The 18689-nt window shown below is 66.7% G+C and carries 21 protein-coding genes and 1 tRNA gene; 11 read left to right on the top strand and 11 right to left on the bottom strand.

Going from position 1 to position 18689, the window contains the following annotated elements; genetic code table 11:
* Positions 1–18 precede the first annotated feature (18 nt).
* Together ACFQDH_RS16330 and ACFQDH_RS16325 are read left to right on the top strand one after the other, a co-directional pair.
* The gene (locus ACFQDH_RS16330) at positions 19–411 is read left to right on the top strand and encodes a hypothetical protein (RefSeq protein WP_382403468.1); all 393 of its coding nucleotides are present in this window, start codon (positions 19–21) and stop codon (positions 409–411) included.
* Positions 412–658: 247 nt separating this feature from the next.
* Entirely contained in the window at positions 659–919 is a 261-nt protein-coding gene (locus tag ACFQDH_RS16325; RefSeq protein ID WP_382403467.1) for a hypothetical protein, read from the top strand.
* A gap of 282 nt (positions 920–1201) precedes the next feature.
* On the opposite strand, the gene ACFQDH_RS16320 is transcribed toward ACFQDH_RS16325, so the two are convergent.
* Positions 1202–1831, bottom strand: coding sequence for a hypothetical protein (locus ACFQDH_RS16320; RefSeq protein ID WP_382403466.1), 630 nt, complete (start codon positions 1829–1831; stop codon positions 1202–1204).
* A 78-nt stretch (positions 1832–1909) separates the two neighbouring features.
* On the opposite strand from ACFQDH_RS16320, the gene ACFQDH_RS16315 reads away from it, so the two are divergent.
* The 6 genes from ACFQDH_RS16315 (at position 1910) to ACFQDH_RS16290 (ending at position 5379) form a co-directional block, all read left to right on the top strand.
* On the top strand, positions 1910–2167 hold the full coding sequence (locus ACFQDH_RS16315; RefSeq protein ID WP_382403465.1) for a hypothetical protein: 258 nt from the start codon (positions 1910–1912) through the stop codon (positions 2165–2167).
* 193 nt (positions 2168–2360) lie between these two features.
* Positions 2361–2645, top strand: a complete 285-nt coding sequence (locus ACFQDH_RS16310) for a hypothetical protein (protein ID WP_382403464.1) — start codon at positions 2361–2363, stop codon at positions 2643–2645.
* A gap of 6 nt (positions 2646–2651) precedes the next feature.
* A complete protein-coding gene (locus tag ACFQDH_RS16305) occupies positions 2652–2858 on the top strand; it encodes a hypothetical protein (RefSeq protein ID WP_382403463.1) in 207 nt (68 codons plus the stop codon).
* Positions 2859–2982: 124 nt separating this feature from the next.
* Positions 2983–3459, top strand: coding sequence for a MucR family transcriptional regulator (locus ACFQDH_RS16300; RefSeq protein WP_382403462.1), 477 nt, complete (start codon positions 2983–2985; stop codon positions 3457–3459).
* A 407-nt stretch (positions 3460–3866) separates the two neighbouring features.
* Complete coding sequence (locus tag ACFQDH_RS16295; RefSeq protein ID WP_382403461.1) at positions 3867–4190, top strand: helix-turn-helix transcriptional regulator; 324 nt, start codon at positions 3867–3869, stop codon at positions 4188–4190.
* Positions 4191–4203: 13 nt separating this feature from the next.
* Complete coding sequence (locus ACFQDH_RS16290; RefSeq protein ID WP_382403460.1) at positions 4204–5379, top strand: tyrosine-type recombinase/integrase; 1176 nt, start codon at positions 4204–4206, stop codon at positions 5377–5379.
* A 90-nt stretch (positions 5380–5469) separates the two neighbouring features.
* Here the strand turns inward: ACFQDH_RS16290 and ACFQDH_RS16285 are convergent.
* From ACFQDH_RS16285 to xerD, 10 genes are all read right to left on the bottom strand, one after another.
* Positions 5470–5543: transfer RNA gene (locus ACFQDH_RS16285), tRNA-Pro, on the bottom strand.
* A 66-nt stretch (positions 5544–5609) separates the two neighbouring features.
* Positions 5610–7082, bottom strand: a complete 1473-nt coding sequence (gene der / locus ACFQDH_RS16280) for a ribosome biogenesis GTPase Der (RefSeq protein WP_382403459.1) — start codon at positions 7080–7082, stop codon at positions 5610–5612.
* A gap of 33 nt (positions 7083–7115) precedes the next feature.
* Positions 7116–7784 (bottom strand): lysophospholipid acyltransferase family protein, encoded by a 669-nt coding sequence (locus ACFQDH_RS16275; protein ID WP_382403458.1) that lies wholly within the window; start codon positions 7782–7784, stop codon positions 7116–7118.
* Complete coding sequence (cmk, locus tag ACFQDH_RS16270) at positions 7750–8451, bottom strand: (d)CMP kinase (RefSeq protein ID WP_382403457.1); 702 nt, start codon at positions 8449–8451, stop codon at positions 7750–7752. Before cmk ends, ACFQDH_RS16275 begins: the two co-directional genes overlap by 35 nt.
* Positions 8452–8474: 23 nt before the next feature.
* Positions 8475–9557 (bottom strand): prephenate dehydrogenase, encoded by a 1083-nt coding sequence (locus ACFQDH_RS16265; protein ID WP_382404882.1) that lies wholly within the window; start codon positions 9555–9557, stop codon positions 8475–8477.
* A 104-nt stretch (positions 9558–9661) separates the two neighbouring features.
* On the bottom strand, positions 9662–10579 hold the full coding sequence (locus tag ACFQDH_RS16260; protein ID WP_382403456.1) for a pseudouridine synthase: 918 nt from the start codon (positions 10577–10579) through the stop codon (positions 9662–9664).
* Positions 10576–11241 carry an SMC-Scp complex subunit ScpB gene (scpB, locus tag ACFQDH_RS16255; protein WP_382403455.1) on the bottom strand — a complete coding sequence of 222 codons (666 nt, stop codon included), beginning with the start codon at positions 11239–11241 and terminating at the stop codon, positions 10576–10578. Before scpB ends, ACFQDH_RS16260 begins: the two co-directional genes overlap by 4 nt.
* On the bottom strand, positions 11234–12190 hold the full coding sequence (locus ACFQDH_RS16250) for a segregation and condensation protein A (protein WP_382403454.1): 957 nt from the start codon (positions 12188–12190) through the stop codon (positions 11234–11236). Before ACFQDH_RS16250 ends, scpB begins: the two co-directional genes overlap by 8 nt.
* A 3-nt stretch (positions 12191–12193) precedes the next feature.
* The gene (locus ACFQDH_RS16245) at positions 12194–13048 is read right to left on the bottom strand and encodes a ParA family protein (protein WP_382403453.1); all 855 of its coding nucleotides are present in this window, start codon (positions 13046–13048) and stop codon (positions 12194–12196) included.
* Between the two features lie 84 nt (positions 13049–13132).
* Positions 13133–14032 carry a site-specific tyrosine recombinase XerD gene (gene xerD, locus ACFQDH_RS16240; RefSeq protein WP_382404881.1) on the bottom strand — a complete coding sequence of 300 codons (900 nt, stop codon included), beginning with the start codon at positions 14030–14032 and terminating at the stop codon, positions 13133–13135.
* Between the two features lie 40 nt (positions 14033–14072).
* On the opposite strand from xerD, the gene ACFQDH_RS16235 reads away from it, so the two are divergent.
* The 3 genes from ACFQDH_RS16235 to ACFQDH_RS16225 all read left to right on the top strand — a co-directional run bounded on the left by ACFQDH_RS16235 (position 14073) and on the right by ACFQDH_RS16225 (position 18680).
* Positions 14073–14708: a hypothetical protein gene (locus tag ACFQDH_RS16235; RefSeq protein ID WP_382403452.1), complete on the top strand. Its 636-nt coding sequence runs from the start codon at positions 14073–14075 to the stop codon at positions 14706–14708.
* Positions 14709–14844: 136 nt separating this feature from the next.
* Positions 14845–16329: an amino acid adenylation domain-containing protein gene (locus ACFQDH_RS16230; RefSeq protein WP_382403451.1), complete on the top strand. Its 1485-nt coding sequence runs from the start codon at positions 14845–14847 to the stop codon at positions 16327–16329.
* A gap of 53 nt (positions 16330–16382) precedes the next feature.
* Entirely contained in the window at positions 16383–18680 is a 2298-nt protein-coding gene (locus tag ACFQDH_RS16225; protein ID WP_382403450.1) for a Pls/PosA family non-ribosomal peptide synthetase, read from the top strand.
* The last annotated feature ends 9 nt before the right edge of the window (positions 18681–18689 follow it).

Here is an 18689-nt window from a genome sequence, read left to right as displayed (position 1 = left end):
GTGCGCGTGCTTGTGACAGTGGAGCTGGGCATTGGAGACGGCGAAGCCTTTGTCGTGGGCGACGCTGCCGAGTATGTCGGGGACACCCCAGCACGGGACGAACTCGCTGCCGACCCCGTGGTGCTGGCGACCCTACTTCCGGAGGACTGTCCGGGGCTGGCGTTGGTAGGCGGATCCGCTATGGCGCTGCCAGCGACCAGCACACCGAGCGCGGCGAACAGCGCGACGACGCCTGCACCGCGACTGCGCAGCAGCGCCCACGTCACCCGGCCACGTATCAAGGCAACCACCGCGACCAGGAGGGCAAAGAACCCCGCCATGATCAACGCACCGCTGATGCCACTACTGGCTACGCCGATGGCGGCCACGGCAAATAGCCCGCCCCAGCCGCACCACCAGGCGACACCGTGACCTGAACCAGCATGATTCAAAGAAATCCCCACCCTTGCAACCAAATTCGCACGCGCCGCCAACCGGCGCGACCCCATGAGGCGGAGTGTATCGGTGGCCACCGTCAGGTGTCGGCGATCCGGTCGATCTTGGATGCCGGGCCGGTGAGCAAGACATCGGCACCAGCCGACCGGCATACTCACGTCCATGGTTCGACCCACCGCTGCCAACCTGATAGTGCCGCTGTCGCGAGCGAAGGACCTGACTGTTGGCGTCGATCCTGCACGTCCTCGGCACCCGTGCCCGGCTCGAAACCCTGCAGGCTCTGATAGACGGGCCGAAGCTGTCAGCCGATCTGCCGGCGCGGACCGACGAGCTGCGGATGCTCGAAGACATCGGAGTGATCACCTCGGAACGGCTGAGCGAGGGCCTGATCACGTACCAGTGGACGCTGCGGCCAGGAGCGCTCGAACGAATCGCGCACTTGGGAAGCAGGGCAATAGTCAGTGAAACAGTGGAAAACAGCTAGGTCGCCGAACGTTTAGATCGATTGGAAGACGCTTAGCCATTACATTTGGCACACCGTCGAATCTGGCCGCGACGGCATCGCTTACCACGGTCGCGTCGACGCAATCGATGGCTGGTCGCGTCCAAACGGATCGACCGAGGGCGTAACAGTCGGTCGTCGAGATCAAAATGATGGCGGATGACATCCTCCAACCAACACACGCCCTACCGTGGCATCAGCAGATACGAAGCACCGCCCCGTGCGCACTCGAATAACGCCCTAGTGTGCACGCTCGGTGGACGCCTAGTTCAGTGCTTTACGCGAGGCGTCCAGAAGTTTCTGCTCCAACTTCCCATTCTTGAAACTCCAAACGCGCAACTCTTCCATGAGTTCCTTATTGGTCTCAAGGCTGACGACCTTCCCGTTGATAGTGCAGTTCTCTGATTGAAGATTAGCCGCGCACTTGAAGTGTTTGAATTCACCCTGCTCGCCATTACTGATATCCGTCAGGACCGCGGTAGCGTCCTTGTTTGAAGGTGCAGTCGCAAGCATTGCTGCGACGTAATCCGACTGCAGATTCTCCGCGGATTGAGTAGCTACGGGCCAAAATGCCTTCCTGCCGGCCGTAGCGTCGGGACTGTTTTGCGGTTTGTTAGTTCCTGAAAATGATGCCGCACTGTACACCATCTCATTGAATTTGGCTAACTCTCCAAGGTATGCCGAATAAGCAGCGGACCTCCGCGCATTCGCTGCCTCGGTGTGGGTCGCGTTATTCGTGTTGCGAGTCGCTAAGAGCGACCCGCCTACGCCGATTAATGCGCCACCTAGGACGGCGGCCAATGCAATCCAGGCAGTCGTCGCGGCGGCCAGATTACCCTTCGTAGACTTGCTCGAACCATCAGTAGTGAGTGCGGACCCTTGGTCGTTGGACATGGCCAGGACATTAGTGGTGACTGTGAGGCCTTCGTATCACCTTCGCAAAACTTCCTCCGGCCGCCCGTGGGGTGCAGCGTGGCCGAACGACTCCGCCGGAGCGAGGACGGACTGAGCGTCGCGGCGCTCATCCGCTGCGTCGTGGCCATCACCGTGGCCGTCTTGGTCGAGGCGTCGGCCGATGGAAGCGCAACCGCAGCAAGCGATCCGGTGGTCATCGCACAGGCGGCCGCGATGGCGAGTAGCCGCCTGGTAGGCGGCCGTGAGATGTTGCATGAGGTGCTCCTCTCGGGCCAGAAGCGACCGAACGGCGTTGATCGTCTTCTCGGTGAGTGAAGTCTCGGGCTGCCAAGCGATGCGGCTCCACTGCGTTGCAACGGTGGGTGGGAACGGCAACGCACCCCTGGGAGCCCTGATAGCGGACCATCCTCAGGATGGGATCAGATTTGTCTCTCCACGACGACTAACCCGGCCCGATGCACCGTGCCTGGGCGGAGTTAGCTGATTCCAGAGTGCGCACACTCCTGCCATGGCCCGACCTACCGCAACGCTACTCACGCTGCCGTTGTTCCGCGCCAAGGACCTCACGTTGCTGGCATCAGCGCTGCACGTGCTGGGCACACGCTCCCGACTGGAGACCGTGCAACTGCTCATGGGCGGGCCAAGGCTGACTGTGCAGTTGCCGGCCCGCGTGGACGAGATGCGGATGCTTGAGGAGATCGGCGTGGTCACCTCGGAATTGGTCGGTCGACAGCTGATGTGGACGTTGAAGCCGGAAGCCGTCGGGCGGGCTGCCAACTGCCTGAAAGACTGAGTACCAATGGAGGACGAGAAGTGGACCACCAGCCAGGTCGCAGAACACGTGGGTGTGCACCGCAAAACGATTAGCTCCTACCACGCTCGGGATCAGATGCCGCCCGAGGACGGCCGGGATGGGCCGCACAAGCCGTGGTGGTGGTCGACCACGATCACCGGCTTGCGGCGACCTGGCCGGGGCGTCGGCGTCGGCCCGCAGCCGAAGAAGTGACAACAGATCGATGGCCCGCGCCAGTGTTGGAGCGTCAGTCGCCAGCAGCCACGTTGGACGGGACGTCGTCATTGCGTACTGACCGATAGGCCAACATCGATCGCATCCAGTGCATCCTGGGTGAGTGAACATCGGCGACCCGGACGGGCACGGTCGCTACGGAGTCCTCGACGAGGACAGCGACGGCTTGCTCTGCCACGAGTGCGGCCGCCGCTTCGCACATCTCGGCGTGCACGCGTGGAAAGGGCACGGGCTGACGGCCTCTGAATACCGCCAGGCGCATGGTCTGGCTCGCAGTCGTGGCTTAGTCGCCAGTGGGACCCGAGACGCGATCATCGACAACGCTCGCCGGAGTTTCTCGACCAAGCGGCGGTTTGCCGCGGCACGAGATCCTGCCGCCGCTACCTCGGCACGGCTGGCCAGCGGTGCCGGAATGTCGCCAGCGGGCCTGGCCGCCAGCCGGGCACGACCCGGCCAAGGCAGGCGCGGCACTGTGGTGGTCTGCGGGTGGTGTGGTGCCGAGTTCTGCCCGCTCAGCAGCGCCACACGACGGCGGTTCTGCTCGAAGTCCTGCGCCAGTCGGGCAACGCGTCGCCGGTAACCCGAGAACCTCCGACCGTGCCGTGGTCCTCAACGAGTCCTCAAAACCTCCGGCTGCTACCGATCTGGGTCAAACCTCACAAACCACCAATCCGCTGAATAGCAACGCTTTTCGATCGCCACCGTACTTGCCCCACCCTCACAAACCTTCATGGATAGATCTCCTAAAGCGGGTGTCGCATGTTCGAATCATGCCAGGCGATGGATCCACGTTCACCGCGCCCGGCCTTCACCGCGGTGCTGCTCGAAGTCGGCGTGAGGATCAGCATGGACGCCCCCGGCCGGTGGATGGACAGCGTGATGACCGAATGGCTCTGACGGTCGGTGAACTCCGTGGCGTGACAGAGCGGACATTCGAATGATGCCCCACTGACAACGTCACCCCAGATGAGCGAAAGGAATCGAGCGATGACACACAACGAGACCGACCTGGTGAGGTCGAGCACTGAGTCAGGGGCAACGGGCATCACCGATGTGCAGGCAGACCCGGCCACCACCATCCTGACGATCGACCAGGCTTCGGAGTACCTCTCGATCTCGAAGGCGACGCTGTACACGTGGCGAACACGGCGAGCAGGTTTTGGCCCGCCGGCGCTCAAGCTCGGCAACTGCCTGCGCTACCGGCGGTCGGACCTGGACGACTGGGTCGGCGATCACGTTGAGATCGTCGACACCGCGTCGCCGCGGTCGGACGACGGCATCTCGCTCTCCCGCCACAGCCGGCCCCGCTGAGGCCTGACCGACCATGGGACGCGGCCGGCCACCGACGCCGCCAGGTACCTGGGGCGAGATCCAGACCGCGAAGGTCCGGAACGGAGCGCACCGGGCGCGGACGCGTATCCGTGACACTGACGGACTGACCCGGCAGGTCACCGCCACGGGGACGACTGCCGCTGCCGCTTCCCGCGCACTGCGGGAGAAGTTGGCCGAGCGGACGACCCCCACTGCGGAGTCGATCACCGCCGAAACGACGATTGCCGGCCTGGCCACCCTGTGGATCGGCTACCTGCGGGACGAGGGCCGGATCGAGGACACCACCATCAACGAGTACCAACGAGTCTTGACGAACGTCGTCACCCCCGAACTCGGCGGCCTGCGCCTCCGCGAGCTGACGACAGGTCGAGTCGACGTGTTTCTTGTCCGGCTCCGCGCGACCAGTGCGAGCCGTCAACGCAAGGCGAAGGTCGTGCTCGGGGCAATGCTGGGCCTGGCGGTCCGGCACGACGCACTCGTGGTGAACCCCGTCCTGCAGACCTCACGGGTCCACCGGGAGCGGCACCAGACCAGGTCCCTGACCTTGGAAGATCTCAACACTGTCCGAGCATCGGTACGCGCCTGGACGACCAAGCAACGACCCGGCCCGAAAGCGTCGAGCGACATGGCCGACATCATCGACTTGATGCTGGCCACCGGGGCCCGCATCGGTGAGGCCCTCGCGCTGCGCTGGACCGACGTCGACCTCGAGTCGCCCCAGCCGCACCTAACGATCACCGGCACGGTCAAGACCGAGCCGGGAAAGGGCACCTACCGCAAGCCCGCGCCGAAGTCGGACTCCAGCGTGCGCACCATCGTCCTGCCGCAATTCGCCGTCACGATGTTCCGGCGCCGTCGCGGCTCCGCTGCCGGCAACGAAACCACTCCGGTGTTTCCGACGCGGAACGGCACCTGGCTGCAGGTCAACAACGTGGAGCGCCGTTGGCGGGAGATCCGCAGGAACACCGGCCTGGACTGGGTGACACCTCACACGTTCCGCAAGACCGTGGCGACGCTGATCGCCGAGCGGGTCGACGCCGACACGGCGGCCCAGCAACTGGGGCACTCCTCCCCTGCGATCACACGCGAGTTCTACATCGCCAAGCCGCCGATCGCGGCTGACGTCGCGGACGTGCTGGAGGAGCTAGGCAGCCGGAGCGGCGAATAAATGGTGAATAAGTGGTGAATAAGACCTTCGGCTTCAAAACCAGAACCGGCCCTGACTGTGCGTTTCCGCACGTCAGAGCCGGTTCAGCTGTCGGGATGACAGGATTTGAACCTGCGACCCCCTGACCCCCAGTCAGGTGCGCTACCAAGCTGCGCCACATCCCGATGCCCCTTGCAGGGCGAGCGAAACGATATCGCACGAGTGGCCGTGCGACCCAATCGGACGGGTCGTCAGCGGCGGCGCTTCTCGCGGACGCGCACAGACAGCTCGATCGGGGTGCCCTCGAAGCCGAACTCCTCACGGATCCGGCGTTCCAGGAAGCGGCGGTAACCGGCCTCGATGAAGCCCGAGGCGAAGACGACGAACCGCGGCGGCCGGGTCGAGGCCTGCGTCGCGAAAAGGATGCGCGGCTGCTTGCCACCGCGGACCGGATGCGGGTGGCCGGCGACCACTTCACCGAGGAAGGAGTTCAGCCGGCCGGTCGGCACGCGCTGGTCCCACGAGGCGAGCGCGACCTCCAGGCCGGGAACCAGTCGATCAACGTGTCGTCCGGTGGTGGCGGAGATGTTCGCCCGAGGTGCCCACGCCACCTGGGCGAGGTCACGCTCGATCTCACGCTCCAGGTAGTGACGGCGTTCCTCGTCCAGCAGGTCCCACTTGTTGAAGGCCAGCACGAGCGCACGACCTGCATCGAGCACCTGCTGCACGACACGCACGTCCTGCTCGGCGATGTTGTCCTCGGCGTCGATCAGGACCACCGCGACCTCGGCCTTCTCGATCGCTGCCTGGGTGCGCAGCGACGCGTAGAAGTCGGCGCCACGGGTCAGGTGCACCCGACGGCGGATGCCCGCCGTATCGACGAATCGCCATGTCTTGCCACCGAGTTCGATCAACTCGTCCACCGGATCACGTGTGGTGCCCGCGACGTTGTCGACGACGACGCGGTCCTCGCCGGCGAGCTTGTTGAGCAACGACGACTTGCCGACATTCGGTCGTCCGACCAGGGCGATACGACGCGGGCCACCACGCTCGTATGCCGAAATGGCCGACTTCTCCGGGAGCACCTCGAGCATGGCGTCGAGCGCATCGCCGGTGCCACGGCCGTGCAGCGCAGAGATCGGCCACGGCTGCCCGAGGCCGAGCGACCACAGCGATGCCGCTTCGAGTTCGGTCTTCTGGTCATCGACCTTGTTGGCGACGAGCACGACGGGTTTCTTGGAGCGCCGCAGCAGCTTGACGACGGCCTCGTCGGTGTCTGTCGCACCGACCTTGGCGTCCACGACGAACAGCACGACGTCCGCAAGCTCGATCGCGACCTCGGCCTGCTCGGCCACCCGAAGATGTATGCCGCTGGCGTCGACCTCCCAACCGCCGGTGTCGACGAGGGTGAAGTTGTGTCCGGACCACTCGGCGTCATACGCCACTCGGTCGCGGGTGACCCCAGGAACGTCTTCAACCACTGCCTCACGGCGCCCGAGCACGCGGTTGACCAGGGTCGACTTGCCGACGTTCGGGCGCCCGATGATCGCGACCACCGGGCGGCCCCCGCCTGGGGTCGCCTCGTCACCGGGGGTGCCGTCGCTGTCGAGCAGCGCACGGTCCTCGTCGCTGAGCTCGAAGTCATTCAGGCCGACCCGTAGCGCGTGCTCGACGGTCTCGTCGGGAGTGTCGTCGGGACTCTCGGCGGAGGTGGAATCAGACATTTCACCATCATCCCTGACGATGGCCGGAAACCGTTATTCGGGAGTGCCCACCGGCAACGTGAGTCCCGTCTCGTGGGTCGCCTGATCGACGTGTGATGCCAGCCTGCTGCGCAGTTCTTCGGTCGACAGGCGCAGCCGCTCCCGGCCCGGAACACCACGATGCTTCGGCAGCGCGAACGGCTCACCGATGACCACACGAACCGGTGCCCGAAGCTTGGGCCAGGAGTCGCGGCCGCCTTTGCCCTTCGTCCCGAGTACGGCGACAGGGACGATCCGCGCGCCGGTCGCCTGTGCCAGGAACGCGGCGCCCTGCTGGGCGGTCTGCACCGCGCCGGATCCGCGGGTTCCCTCGGGGAAGATCCCGAGACCGCCACCGGCGGTGAGTGTCTGTCGTGCCGCGGCCAGTGCCTCGCGGTCCGCGCTGTTCTGATCGATCGGGATCTGCCCGGTGATCCGCAGGAAGAAGCCCCACAGCGACGCGAAATAGGTCCGCTTCACCAAAAAGCGCAGCGGCCGCGGAGTGAAGATGAAGACCAACGGCCCGTCCAGGAACCCGACGTGGTTCGAGACCACGATGACCGGACCTTCGGTCGGCATCCGGTCGCTGTGCAACGTCTTCACGTCATACAGGATGTGCGCGAGCACCACGCCGAAGCGGCGGCAACCCTCAGCCAGCTGAGGTCGATAGCTCTGGATCGCCATCGAGAACCTCCTGCACCACCCGAAGCACGGCGGCCACCGACTGGCGGAAGTCGATGTGCGACGTGTCGATCGTGACGACGCCGTCAGCTGCGGTCGTGAACTGCGACACCGTGGAGTCCGCGCGGTCCCGGTCGACGATCTGCGACCTGGTCGACGCGACGGCGACCTTCAGCTGCTTGGAGCGACGCGCCATCCGTGCCTCTTCGCTGGCAGTCATCAGGATCCGCACCGGTGCGTCAGGGGCGACGACCGTGGTGATGTCACGACCCTCGGCCACACACCCACCGGTCGCTTCGGCGCCTTGCGCGATCAGATCGCGTTGGCGTTGCTTGAGATTCGCACGCACGTCGAGATTGGTCGCGACCTGGGACACCACCGAGGTCACGGCATCCTGCCTGATCTCCGCATCGATGGGTCGCTCTCCGACCGCGACGGTCGGCGACTTCGGATTCATCCCCATCCGCAGGTCGAACGTCCGGCAGTGCTCGGCGACAGCGTCCGCGTCACCCAGATCGATCTGCGCGTCGACACACGACCACGCGAGCGCGCGGTACATCGCACCGGTGTCGAGAAAGCTCACTCCGAGCCGCGACGCGACAGCCTTCGACACACTCGACTTCCCGGTCCCCGACGGCCCGTCGATAGCAATGACCAGCGCCTTACTCATACCGGCCCCCTCCTTCGCTGCGCTCACTCATGAACGCTCCATCCCTTGTCCTCCAACACATCTCGCAACCGGTCCACCACACCGGGCAGCACCGACAACTCCACCAGGCCGACCATCGCACCTACTCCGTGCTCCATGCGCAGGTCTTCGAGGTTGATGCCGGCGTCACCCACGTCATTGAACAGTCTGGCGAACGAACCCGGCTCATCCGGGATCGGCACGATCACGGTCGCGTATGTCGCCGGCGCCGCACCGTGCTTGCCGGGGATCCGGGCATGACCCAGCTGACCGTCCGAGATCAGGCGTGCGACCTCGCCGCGGCTGCCCTCGGCCGCGCTGCTGTCCGCAGCCAGTCGACGCAGGGACCCGGCCACCGCGCCCAACTGTTCGACGACCCGATCGAGCACCGGCGACACAGCCGCGGCGTTGCCGGCGAGGATCTGCGTCCACATCATCGGGTCGCTCTCGGCGATCCGGGTGACATCACGAATCCCGCCGCCGGACAACGCGATCGCGGCATCCGGCAGGTCCCGCAACTGAGCGGCGACGACCGAGGCCGCGAGCTGCGGAATGTGCGAGACGACCGCGACTGCAGCATCGTGCTCGTCCGCGGGCATGGTCTCGATGGCGGCCCCGGTCGCGTGCGCCAGCTCCTGGACGAGTTGCACGGCGTGCCGATCCGTCTCCTGCTGAGGGCACACCACCCAGGTGCGACCTTCGAAGAGATCGGCTTGCGCAGCGACTGCTCCGGACCGCTCACGACCGGCCATCGGGTGACTGCCGACATACCGGTGCAGTTGCTCCGGCGGAACCAACGCACGCACGGCATCCGCCACCTGTTGCTTGACGGATGCGACATCCGCCACGACGGCCGACGGCCACTGCTTGAGCTGCTCGGCGACCACCGATGCCGCGACGTCCGGGGGCGCCGCCACGAAAATCGCGTCGGCGGCAACGTCGTCGTCGATCTGCCCAGCACCCAGGTCAGCGGCCAGCGCCTGCGCAGTCGGAGACGGATCGCTCAGTAACACCCGAAAACCCTTGTGCGACAGCGCAAGACCGATCGACGTACCGATCAGGCCGGTGCCCACGATGCGGACGGAAATGCGGGTCGAGTGTGGCGAGGCGCCAGCCGAGACCGTATCGAGACCACTCGGCCTCGATACACCTCCCCCGCTTCGCTCCCCCGGCACTCGACCAGCTTGGTCACTCACAACCCGGCCGCCTTGTAGAGCCCGGCGACCTCCTGGCGGGTCAGCGGCCGCATCTTGCCCGGACGCAGCTCACCGAGGTGGACCGGCCCGACGTCCGTGCGCGACAGGGACTCCACCGGGCGCCCGACGGCCTCCAGCATCCGTCGCACGATGTGCTTGCGGCCCTCGTGCAGGATGACCTCGACCAGGGCCCAGCCGGGCTTGGAGTCCACGACCTTGAAGGAGTCGACTGCGACCTTGCCATCCTCGAGCTCGACACCTTCGCGCAGCTGCTTGCCCAGGGCACGCGGCACCGGGCCGGGGATCGTCGCGACATACGTCTTGGGCACCCCGTATTTCGGGTGCTGCAGGCGATTGGCCAGCTCACCGTCATTGGTCAGGAGCAACAAGCCTTCGGTGTCGACGTCCAAGCGTCCGACGTGGAAGAGACGCTCCTTGCGCTGCTCGACGTATTCACCGACCGACGGGCGGCCCATCTCGTCGTTCATCGTCGACACCACGCCCAGCGGCTTGTTGAAGGCCAGGTAGACCCGCGACTCGTCCAGCTGGATCCGCTCACCGTCGACGTGCACCGTCTGCCCGAGCGGGTCGATGCGGACACCGAGCTCCTGCACCTTCTGCCCGTCGACCGAGACACGGCCCTGCCGGATCAGGTCCTCACAGACCCGCCGGCTGCCGACGCCCGCAGCGGCGAGCAGCTTCTGCAGCCGCACACCGTCCGGGTCGTGTACGTCGACGTATGGCGTCTGCGGAGCCGCCGGTTGCTTGGGCCCTTGCTGCCCACCGGGGCGGGTCCGCGCCGGCCGACCGGCACCACCGGTTCGCCCGGCGCCACCACCACGGCCCGTCTGACCTCGGTGGCCAGCGCCACGAGATCCCTTGCCCGACTGGTTGTTTCGCTTGTTGCCTGTCATCCGTGTCCCTGCGCAATCAGTTCGTCAACCACATCTGCATCAGGCAGGTATGGCGCCAGTGCCGGCAGTTCGTCGAGCGAGCTGAGCCCGAGTCGCTGCAGGAAATAAGGGGTGGTGCCGTAGAGCAACGCACCTTGTTCGCCGTCGGATCCGATCTCGACGATCAGGCCACGTGTCAACAGCGTGCGAACCACGCCGTCGACGTTGACTCCTCGGACCGCACTGATCCGGGATCGGGAGATGGGTTGCCGGTAGGCAATGACCGCAAGCGTCTCCAGCGACGCCTGGGTGAGTTTGGCCTGCTGGCCGTCCAGCAAGAACTTCTCGACCGCCGGCGCATAGTCGGGGCGGCTGTAGACCCGCCAGCCCTCGTTGATGCAACGCAGCGCGAATCCCCTGTGTTGCGCGGCATACTCGCGCTCGAGGTCTTCGATCGCCTCGACCACTTCGGCCTCCGGCAGCTCGAGCGCGGTCGCAATCTCGTAGGCGGTCACCGGCTGGTCGACCACCATCAGGATCGCCTCGATGGCGCTGCGGGCGCCGCCGGGCATTGTGTGTACGTCGAACGGCGGCGCCTCCTCGACGGCCTCCTGCTGGTCATCGACCTGCGCCGTCGCGTCGTTCGCAGGTGCGTCGTCAGGCACGTGCTGCTCGTCAGTCATCGCCGTCCTCCTTGCCGTCTTCACTCGTATCGTCGGCCGTCGCCGGCCCGGTCGCCTGGTCGTTGTCGAGCTCGTCGAACTCGGCGCTCACCTCAACGGTGTCATGGTCGTCACCGGCCCAGTGCACGACCAGCTCCCCCAGCGCCTCCGGTTGGTCCATGGTGACCGCGGATTCCTTGTAAAGCTCCAGCAGCGCCAGGAAGCGCGCAACGATCACCAACGTCGACTCCGCGTCAGCGACCAGAGACCTGAAGCTCGCCTGCCGGCGCTCCCGCAAGACGGCAATGACGATCGTCGCCTGCTCCCGGACGCTGACCGCCGGCGCGTGCAGATGTGTCAGGCCAACCGTCGGCTCGGGCCGTGGCGTCATCGCCTGCGCCGCGATCCGGGCCAGCTGCTCCGGCGTGACATTCATGATCAGCTCTGGCAACAGCTTGGCGAAACGCTCCTCCAAGCCGGCCTGTCGTGCCGTCATACGACCAGCGGACTGCATGCGTTCGGCGAAGGCGACGGACACCTCCTTGAACGCGCGGTACTGCAGCAACCGGGCGAACAGCAGGTCGCGAGCCTCGATGAGTGCGAGGTCGTCATCGTCGTCAGCGCGCAGGTCCGGCAGCAGCCGAGCAGCCTTGATGTCCAACAGAGTTGCCGCGATCAGCACGAACTCGGAGGCCTGCCCGAGGTCCCAGTCGGTCGCCTGCTCCTGCGCCCGACGGATGTGCACCACGAACTCGTCGGTGACCTTCGCCAAGGCGATCTCGGTGACGTCCAGTTTGTGCTTGGAGATCAGCCCGAGCAACAACTCGAAAGGCCCAGAGAACACGTCGAGGTGAACCTCGAACGGGGTCGAGGCTGCCCGACGGGTCAGGACCCCTCCGGGCACTGCCTCGGGGCGGGCGTCAGTCACCGGCTCCGCCTGGTCGGACGGAACCGGATGGGTGGTGTTCATGGGCTAAGCCACGGCCCCGCGAGCCACCAGCTCGCGGGCCAGTTGCCGATAGGACTCGGCCGCCCCGTGCGTCGAGGCGTAGGTCGTGATGGGTTCGGCCGCCAGTGACGCGTCGGGGAATTTCACCGTGCGGCTGATGACCGTGTGCAGCACCTTGTCGTCGAAATGCGCGACGACCGAGCGGATCACGTCCCGACTGTGCAGGGTCCGTCCGTCATACATCGTCGCCAGGATGCCGTCGACCTCCAGGCGCGGGTTGAGCCGGTCGGTGACCTTGTCGATGGTCTCGACCAGCAATGCGACGCCGCGCATCGCGAAGAACTCGCACTCCAGCGGGATGACGACGCCGTGCGCGGCCGTCAGTGCGTTGACGGTCAGCAGTCCGAGCGAAGGCTGGCAGTCGATCAGGATCACGTCGTATTCGTCGAGCACGGGGCGAAGCACCCGGGCCAGCACCATCTCGCGGGCGACCTCGCCGACCAGCTGCACCTCGGCTGCGGACAGGTCGATGTTGGCCGGCAGCACGTCGAGGTTGTCCGTGGCGGTGGGCTGGATGACGTCGTGGATGTCGTCCTCGCGCGACACCAGCAGGTTGTAGACCGTCGTGTCGAGCTCGTGCGCTCGGATGCCGAGACCGACGGACAGAGCGCCTTGCGGGTCGAAGTCGACGAGGAGGACCTTGCGGCCGTATTCGGCCAGGGCTGCCCCCAGATTGATGGTGCTCGTGGTCTTGCCCACGCCACCCTTCTGGTTGCACATCGCGATGACGCGCGCCGGTCCGTGACTCTTGAGCTCTACCGGCTTGGGAAAGGTGGGCAGCGGACGCCCCGTCGGGCCGACCTGCTCCTTCGAACTCACTGCGCGCTCCTGTATTACTCGTTCGGCCTCGCGGCGATCATGCGCCAACCTAATACATCCGGGCCTTGGAGCGGGCGCGGAGGCTCAGTGGGCCCTGGGATGTGAGGTTGCGAACACCTCGCGCAGCTGTTGCACGGTGACCATCGTGTAGATCTGCGTCGTAGTGACCGAGGCGTGCCCGAGCAACTCCTGCACGACCCGCACGTCCGCGCCGCCGTCGAGCAGGTGGGTCGCGAACGAATGTCGCAGCGTGTGCGGACTGAGGTGGCCCGGCAGATCGGCGCGCTGCGCTGCCGCCTGGATGATGTTCCACGCCGACTGCCGCGACAGCCGCCCGCCTCGCTGGTTCAGGAACAACGCCGGCGTGCCCTTGCCCTTGGTCGCCAGTCCCGGCCGGGCACGAGTCAGGTATGACGTGAGCGCCTCCGCGGCATACCGACCGAGCGGCAGCACACGTTCCTTGCTCCCTTTTCCCAGCACCCGCACCGTCGCCGACTCGAACTCGATGTCGTCGACATCCAGGCTCACCGCCTCGGTCACCCGCGCGCCGATGCCGTAGAGCAGCTCCAGCAGCGCCCGGTCCCGCAACGACGCCGGGGTGTCCCCGACACTGGCGGCGTCCAGCAGCCGCTCCACCTGATCCAACGGGATCGCCTTGGGCAGTCGGCGGGGCGGCTTCGGCGGTGGGACTGCGGCGGCGACGTCGTCGGGCGTGTCACCTTCCAGTGTGAGGAACTTGTGGAAGCCGCGGACCGCCACCAGCGTGCGAGCCGCGGATGACGCGGCCAGCGGCGGATGCTCCGGAGTACCTTCACGCAGCGTCGCGAGGAAGTCCGCGATGTCGGACTCGCCGACCTTCCCGACATCGTCGATGCCACGTCCCGCGAGATGGTCGGCATACCGTCGCAGATCGCGCTCGTAGGCGCGCAGCGTGTGTGGTGAGGCACCTCGCTCGACGCGCAGGTGGTCCAGCCAGCCGCGCATCGATCGTTCGAGTGAGGTTGCCACGGAACGACATTCTCACGTGTCACGTCTGCAGAGCGTGAAGCTGTATGCCGCAAGACGATCCCGCGCCGTCCGGCAGGTCTTCTACGACCTGCTGACCATCGCCTGGGTGACGACGTGGGTCTGGCTCGGCATACACGTGCATCAACAGGTGTCCGGATCGCAGGACGGTGCACGCAACATCGAGAGGAGCGGCGGTGACCTGGCCCGGCACCTGCACGACGCGGCCGGGGTCCTGTCGCACACTCCGCTGGTCGGCACGAAGGTCCGCAAGCCGATCGACAAGTCGGCCGACGCGGCGACCACCCTGCAGCACGCAGGTGGCCAACTGGCCGACAACCTGGGCAATCTCGGCGCCGCGATCGGCTTCGAGGTCGCGTTGGTCCCGGTGCTGCTCGCGGTCTTCGGCTGGCTCTTCCTGCGCATCGGGTACGCCCGACGCGCTGGGCGTGCCACCGCCTTACGGCAACAACCCGGTGGCGCGGATCTGCTGGCGCTGGACGCGCTGACCCGGCTGTCGGCCACGAGACTCGCCGAAGTCGGGGCACGTCCGGTGCAGCAATGGCGCGACGGCGACGAGGAGACCATCACCGCGCTCGCCGAGTCCTACCTGGAGCATCTCGGGCTGGCAGAGCTCGCTGCGCCCGACGAGTGACCCAGTTTCGGCGACCCCGAATGGACGCCGCCCGTTCACCACCTGGACAGTCCACGTTCGCCGGACGCCCGCGCCTCCGGCGACAATGTGAGCGACCAACTTCACTGCTGCTCCGGAGGATCTGGGTGACATCTCGGTGACACTGCATCGCGGGCAGGTCGCCGCTCCGCCGAGGACTCTCGTCGACGTCTTCCGCGAGACCGTCGCGGAGTGCGCGGACGCGCCTGCCCTGGACAACGGCGCGACAGTGCTGACGTATGACGAACTCGCAGAGCGCGCAGGCGATCTCGCCGTTCGACTGGGCCAGGAAGGTGTCGGGCGCGGCGACCGCGTGGGTGTGCGCATCCAGTCCGGCACGCTCGACCTCTACGTCGCGATCATCGGCACGCTGCTGGCCGGCGCGGCATACGTCCCGGTCGACGCGGACGATCCGGACGAGCGGGCCGCCGTCGTGTTCGGCGAGGCGCAGGTTGCAGCGGTGCTCGGCGACGACCTGGCGATCGACGTTCGAGTGCCGCGCGAGCCGCGTGCGCTCGAGGAACCGGACGTCACCGATGACGCCTGGATCATCTTCACCAGCGGGTCGACGGGCAAGCCCAAAGGCGTGGCCGTCAGTCATCGCAGCGCCGCCGCATTCGTGGACGCCGAGTCGCGAATCTTCCTGCAGGACCACCCGATCGGCACCGACGACCGTGTCATGGCCGGCTTGTCGGTCGCCTTCGACGCCAGCTGCGAGGAGATGTGGCTGGCCTGGCGGTATGGCGCCTGCCTCGTGCCGGCACCGCGCTCGCTGGTGCGCAGCGGCATGGACCTCGGACCATGGCTGGTCGCCAATGACATCACCGTCGTGTCGACGGTGCCGACCCTGCTGGCCTTGTGGCCGGCAGATGCTCTGGGCAAGGTTCGCTTGCTGATCCTCGGCGGTGAGGCCTGCCCACCGGAGCTCGCGGACCGTTACGCCACCGCGACCCGCGAGGTCTGGAACACCTACGGTCCGACCGAGGCGACCGTCGTGGCCTGCGCGGCACAGCTGCGACCCGGCGAGCCGGTGCGCATCGGGATGCCGCTCGACGGATGGGACTTGGAGGTCGTCGACCCGTCCGGGCAACCGGTTGCCGAGGGCGAGACCGGAGAGCTGATCATCGGTGGTGTCGGGCTCGCGCGGTACCTCGACCCCGAGAAAGACGCTGAGAAGTACGCACCCATGCCGAGTCTCGGGTGGGAGCGCGCCTACCGGTCGGGCGACCACGTCGTGCGTGACGAGACCGGGCTGATCTTCGGCGGGCGGATCGACGAGCAGATCAAGCTCGGCGGTCGGCGCATCGAGCTCGGCGAGATTGACGCCGCGCTGACCGCGTTGCCAGGTGTCGGCGGCGGGGCGGCCGCCATACGCACGACAGGGTCCGGCACCAAGATCCTCGTCGGATACATCACCATCGAGGGCGAATTCGAGCTGAGCGCAGCGATGGAGCGGCTGCGCGACGAACTGCCGGCAACCATGGTGCCGCGGCTGGCGAGCGTCGACACGTTGCCCACGCGCACGTCCGGCAAGATCGACCGCGACGCGCTCCCTGGCCGGTCGCGACCCTGCGTGCCGGCAGCGATGAGCAGCAGGAGCTGACCGGGACCGCCAGGACGATCGCCGAATCGTGGCTTGACGTCCTGGGTGCCGTCGTGACCTCCGAGAAGGACGACTTCTTCGACCTCGGCGGCGGATCCTTGACTGCTGCCCAAATGGTGTCCCGCCTGCGTCAGGTGCAGCCCGAGGTCACCGTCGCGGACATTTACGACCACCCGACTGTGGGCGGTCTTGCCGAGCACCTCGACTCGATGAGTTCGCCCGCGAACGTCCGTGACCGTGAGGTCTCGCCGACACCGGCGAAATCCCAAGCGGCCCAACAGTTTGCGCTCCTGTGCACCCGTACGCTGGCGGGCCTGCGGTGGGTGACCTGGGTCCTGCTCGGTGTCCGTGTCGGCTCGCCACTGCTCGATCAGCTTCGCTGGTCCGTGCCGACCGCGCCGTGGTGGCTGGTCGTGGTTCTGACCGCGGTGTTCCTCACCCCTGTCGGTCGGATGTTGCTGTCCGCCGGGCTGATTCGCGTCATACTCCGCGGGATCGGTCCTGGGGTGTACCCACGCGGCGGCCGAGTCCATCTGCGGTTGTGGCTCGCGGAGCGGGTCAACGACGACTCAGGGGCGACGAGCCTTTCCGGGGCGCCATTGATGACCTGGTACGCACGAATGCTCGGCGCCCGGATCGGTCGCGATGCCGACCTGCACAGCCTTCCACCGGTGACCGGACTACTGCGGATCGGACGCGGCGCTTCCATCGAACCCGAGGTCGACCTCAGCGGCCACTGGCTCGACGGCGACCGACTGCAGATCGGCACGATCACCGTCGGCCGGGACGCACGAGTGGGCACTCGCTCGACGTTGACACCTGGTTGCGTCGTCGGCCGTCGTGCCGAACTTGCGCCGGGCTCAGGCGTTTTCGGCGAAGTCCCAGACGACGAGATCTGGAGTGGCGCGCCCGCCCGCCGCTCTGGCAAGGCCCGAGGTGCCTGGTCGGACGAGCATCCGCCGCACCGTCCCGCCTTCGCGCTCCTGTATGCCGTGCTGGCGCTCCTGATCGCCGGATGCCCGGTCGTCGCGACCGTCTTCGGGGTCTGGATCGGCCTGCTGGTGCAGGGTGAACACCGGGTGTGGCCCTTCGCCGTCCTGTCGGTCGTCGCGGGCGGCCTGTGCGGCATCATCGCGTTGACACTGCTCGTCTGGCTGGTTGTCCGGTCGCTCAGCGCCGGCCTGCGCGCCGGACACCATCCCGTGCACAGCTGGCAGGCACTGCGGGCGTGGAGCACGCTGCGGATGATGGACGAGGCTCGCGGCTGGCTCTACCCGATCTATTCCAGCACCGCGACCCCGACCTGGCTGCGCCTGCTCGGATCGAAGATCGGTGACGAGGTCGAGGCCTCGACAGTGCTGCTGATTCCGAAGCTGGTGACGGTCGGCGATCGGGCGTTCCTGGCCGATGACACTCTCGTCGGTCCCTACGAACTGGCCGGCGGCTGGTTGCGGATGGAGCAGACGAAGGTCGGCAAGCGTTCGTTCGTCGGCAACTCGGGTATGACGGCGCCCGGCCGAAAACTCCCCAAGGGCAGTCTCATTGCGGTGCTCTCGGCCGCGCCGGGCCGGAAGGACAAGCCGAAGTCCGACACCTCATGGATCGGCAGTCCGCCGGTGCGCCTACGCCGAACGACATCCGATGGCGACGACTCACGGACCTACCGACCGGCCCGGCGGCTGAAAGTCGCTCGCGCCATGGTCGAGCTGTGCCGGCTCATCCCGTGGCTCGGTGGGTTCGGCCTGTCCGCGGCGACCGCACTGCTCTGGCTGTGGCTGCAGGAGCACTGGGGACTCTGGTCGTTGCTGCTGTGCGGCGTGACGCTGATGACGGGCGGCGCAGTCGCCTCGATCGTGACCGTGGGCGCGAAATGGTTGCTAGTCGGGCGGATTCGCAAGAGCGAGCACCCCCTGTGGAGTTCGTTCGTATGGCGCAACGAGCTCGCCGATGCCTTCGTCGAGATGCTGGCAGCCCCGTGGTTGGCACGAGCATCCACCGGCACCCCGATTCTCAACCTCTGGTTGCGGGCGATGGGTTCGAAGATCGGCCGTGGCGTCTGGTGTGAGACCTACTGGCTGCCCGAACCGGATCTGATCGACCTGGGTCCGGGCTCGACGGTCAACAAGGGCTGTGTGGTGCAGACGCACCTCTTTCACGATCGCGTGCTGTCCCTGGACACCGTGAGGGTGCGGTCCGGCGCGACCATCGGCCCGCACAGCGTGATCCTGCCCGCCGCCGAGCTCGGCCGGCACAGCACCGTCGGTCCCGCGTCGTTGGTGATGCGTGGCGAGACGGTGCCGGACATGACGCGCTGGGTGGGCAATCCGATCGGTCCGTGGGTCTCCGAGTGATGGGAGATC

It is taken from the genome of Flexivirga alba, from assembly GCF_042661025.1.
Lineage (GTDB): Bacteria > Actinomycetota > Actinomycetes > Actinomycetales > Dermatophilaceae > Flexivirga > Flexivirga alba.
Note: the sequence above shows the minus strand (reverse complement) of the source record. Positions and strands in the feature narration are given on the sequence as shown.